This window comes from Bacillus sp. LL01 (assembly GCF_001037965.1).
Genome location: NZ_LFEL01000240.1, coordinates 1 through 3,485, shown reverse-complemented (window position 1 = coordinate 3,485; position 3,485 = coordinate 1). Strand labels below are relative to the sequence as shown.

The following is a 3,485-nucleotide window of genomic DNA, read 5'->3' as shown; positions in this document are numbered from 1 at the left end:
GGGAGGATGCGATCATACGGCATAGGGGACGGACCGATTCCAGCGCCGATCACGAATGTACCCACAATCAGAGCGGATAAGATCACCATGATGAGTCGTTGTTTTCGAATAAGACTTGGATGAATCATACAAATGCCTTCCCTTCTTTTCGTACAATAAAGAGGAAAAATGGTAGTCCGATAATAGCCACGATTGCTGCTACTGGCGTTTCATAGGGAGCACTGATCGTTCGGCCAACTAGGTCTGCAAGTAACATAAATCCAGCACCGAAAATAACAGACATCGGCAGCACATAGCGGTAATCCGTCCCAACGACCGCGCGCACGATGTGAGGGATCATTAAGCCGATGAACGCCWTATTTCCAACAAGAGCAACGGCTGCACCTGCTAGCACAATGATAATCAGAAACAACATCACTTTAATTTTCGTCGTATGCTGACCAAGCCCCACTGCGACTTCTTCACTTAAGCTGAGGATCGTTAGTTGTTTCGATAAGAAGATCGCAACTAGGATTCCCGCGACAATAAAGGGAATCACGATTTGTAGTTGGCCCCAAGAGGTACCGATCAATCCACCAGCCGTCCACATTGAAATGTCCTTAGAAATTTTAAAGTAAATGCCAATTCCTTCAGCAATCGCCGTTAAAAAAGCGGTGACCGCAGCACCAGCTAAGACAATTCGAAAAGGAGAGAAGCCACCTTTTCTAGCGGCCCCAATACTTAGCACCATAACCGTGCCAACAGCAGCTCCGATAAAACAGGCAATCATCAGCCCAAAGTAGTTAGCAGCAGGAATAAAGGCAATTGTAATCGCAAGAGCGAGGTTAGCGCCAGCTGTAATGCCAAGCAGTCCTGGATCTGCTAACGGATTCCGTGTTAATCCTTGAATGATCGCACCAGATACGGCAAGTGCTGCCCCGACAAAAATAGCAGCAACCGCACGAGGGAAGCGGATCTCACGCAGCATTGACAGCTGATCTCCGGTTGCATTTGTTACGAGTGCCGTCCACACTTCACGCACCGTTACTTCAGCCGCTCCAAAGACCATCGCACAAAAAAAGAGCGCGACGAAGCCCGCTGTAGCAAGGAGAAACAGGGATATTTTAGATGTCATCAATCGTTTTGTATGTATCATGGCACTCATCTCTTCTTATATAAAGTAAGAGGAGGAATCTACGAAGATTCCTCCCAATTTATTAGTTGCTGCCTAGAAAACTTTCTGTGAAAAAGTCTAATTGGAAGTCTAGCGTGATCGGATCATTGAAATAAAATTCAGATGCATTCGCTGTAAAAACACGCTCATTTGCTACAGCAGGAATGTTCTTGTATGTTTCTGTTTCTTGATAAGCCGTATCAACACCATCTGAACTAACAATCATATAATCTCCTGCGTATTCTGGTAATACCTCAACCGATAAGGCATAGTAGCCTTCGTTTAATGCCATTTCTTTCACTTTCTCAGGCATTTCAAGCTTCATTTCTTGATAAAGAATCTCGGTTCCACGGCCCCAGTTATCGCCAAATACATAAAGCTGTTTATCAAAGTTCTCGACGACGGTGACAGTGGCATCTTCCCCGATTTTTTCTTTTACTTCTTCGCCAGCTGCGTGTGCACGTTCTTTAAAATCATCGACCCAAGCTTGTGCTTCTTCTTCTTTATTTAACAGCTTGCCGATTTCAACATGCTGCGATAGATAATCCAACTCACCGTACGTATACGTAACCGTTGGTGCAATATCACCTAGTTTATCAAGATTATTGTTCGTTGGAGCGGCAATGATTAAGTCAGGATCAAGCTCGATGATTTTCTCTAAGCTCTCATCTGTTACTTCCTCAGCATCTTCAATATAAGGCGCGTAACGTTCGTTCATTTTGGCCCAAGAATCGACCCCAACAATATTGACATCGAGTGCCATGACACTTCCGGCATTAAAAGATGATAAGACTACGACACGCTGTGGGTCAGCTGGGACTTCAATCGGGCCATTTTCTGATTCATACGTAAAGGTTTCTGCTTGTTCTTCCTCTGCTGTTGCTGTTTTCTCTGAGTTACTGCCGCAAGCACTAATAACTAGCACTAAGAGCATAAGGAACGGAATGATGACTGTTTTTTTCATGGTTGGTTTCTCCTTTGATTAAGTTATATGTGACACACATTGGTTTGTTGGTAATAGGATCGCGGCCGATGAGGGCATCAATGCCGAACACCTTTTGCAATACATCATTTCGAATCACTTCTTCACATGAACCTGATTGAACGATCTCACCGTCTTTTAGGGCAATGATATGATCAGCAAAACGAGCAGCTTGATTCAAGTCATGAAGCACCATCACGATCGTCCGACCTTGTTCTTTGTTTAATTGTTGCAAAAGCTCAAGCACCTCTAACTGATGCGCCATATCGAGATAAGTTGTCSGCTCATCCAGAAAAATAATCTCCGTGTCCTGAGCAAGAGCCATCGCAATCCAGACGCGCTGACGTTGACCACCGGATAAGGCATCGACCGAACGATACTTATAGTCAATCGTCCCTGTGACGGTTAGAGCCCAATCAATCTTCTCTATATCTTTTTTTGTTAGTCGACCAAATCCTTTTTGATAGGGGAAGCGACCATATGACACAAGCTCGGCAACGGTTAAACCGCTTGCACTTTCAGGAGTTTGTGGCAACGTAGCCATTTGTTTGGCAAGCTCCTTCGTATTTTTCGTGAAGAGACTCTCGCCATCTAAAATGACGTTACCAGATTGTGAGGAGATCACCCTCGTAATCGCTTTTAACAATGTCGATTTTCCGCAGCCGTTCGGGCCAATAATCGTTGTGATCTTCTTATCAGGAATCTCTGTACTCAAGTTTTTCACAATCAATTTCTCACCGTAACCAATACTCAAATCATCTGTATATAAGCGGTTCATCGTATGTATCCTCCAATCCCTCCGTCTAACTGAAAACAATTATCAATATCATTTATGAGTATTACTATAAAACCAACTGAGAAAGCTGTCAATCATTTTTTAAAAGAGGGGAGAAACTGAAGAATGAATTTGAGATTAATATACACATTTATAAAATTCTTAGAAAAATTGTTTTAAAGAAATAAAAGTATGATATAATCTTAATTAATTAAATTAATTAATTATAATGAGTTAGGATAAAGAGGTGGAGAATAATGCAGAAAGCTAATGAACTGTCTGACGCATTTGACCAACATTTTTCGGTTTCCCAAAATCAAAAAAGTTTATTTTTCGCACCGGGGCGTGTGAATTTAATTGGAGAGCACACAGATTATAATGGCGGATATGTGTTTCCTGCTGCTCTGACAATGGGGACGTATATGATGGTTCGCAAACGTGAAGATAAAACCTTTCATCTAGTAAGTGTAAATTTCGACCAAAGAGTGTCCTTTACAATGGATGACCTGACATTTAAAAAGGAAGATGACTGGGGTAATTATCCGAAAGGCATTATTAGAGAACTTATAAATGAA

At 42.3% G+C, this 3,485-nt stretch carries 4 protein-coding genes; 1 reads left to right on the top strand and 3 read right to left on the bottom strand.

Annotated features, from left to right (window positions below):
* Positions 1 to 124: 124 nt before the first annotated feature.
* The 3 genes from AB685_RS28725 to AB685_RS28715 form a co-directional block, all read right to left on the bottom strand.
* Positions 125 to 1,114 carry an iron ABC transporter permease gene (locus tag AB685_RS28725; protein WP_047974024.1) on the bottom strand — a complete coding sequence of 330 codons (990 nt, stop codon included), beginning with the start codon at positions 1,112 to 1,114 and terminating at the stop codon, positions 125 to 127.
* 82 nt (positions 1,115 to 1,196) lie between these two features.
* The gene (locus tag AB685_RS28720) at positions 1,197 to 2,117 is read right to left on the bottom strand and encodes an iron-hydroxamate ABC transporter substrate-binding protein (protein ID WP_047974023.1); all 921 of its coding nucleotides are present in this window, start codon (positions 2,115 to 2,117) and stop codon (positions 1,197 to 1,199) included.
* On the bottom strand, positions 2,065 to 2,913 hold the full coding sequence (locus tag AB685_RS28715) for an ABC transporter ATP-binding protein (RefSeq protein ID WP_047974022.1): 849 nt from the start codon (positions 2,911 to 2,913) through the stop codon (positions 2,065 to 2,067). Before AB685_RS28715 ends, AB685_RS28720 begins: the two co-directional genes overlap by 53 nt.
* Positions 2,914 to 3,167: 254 nt before the next feature.
* Between AB685_RS28715 and AB685_RS28710 the strand changes: the two genes are divergently transcribed.
* Positions 3,168 to 3,485, top strand: a 318-nt coding sequence (locus tag AB685_RS28710; RefSeq protein ID WP_047974021.1) for a galactokinase family protein, incomplete at its 3' end; no start/stop codon positions are given.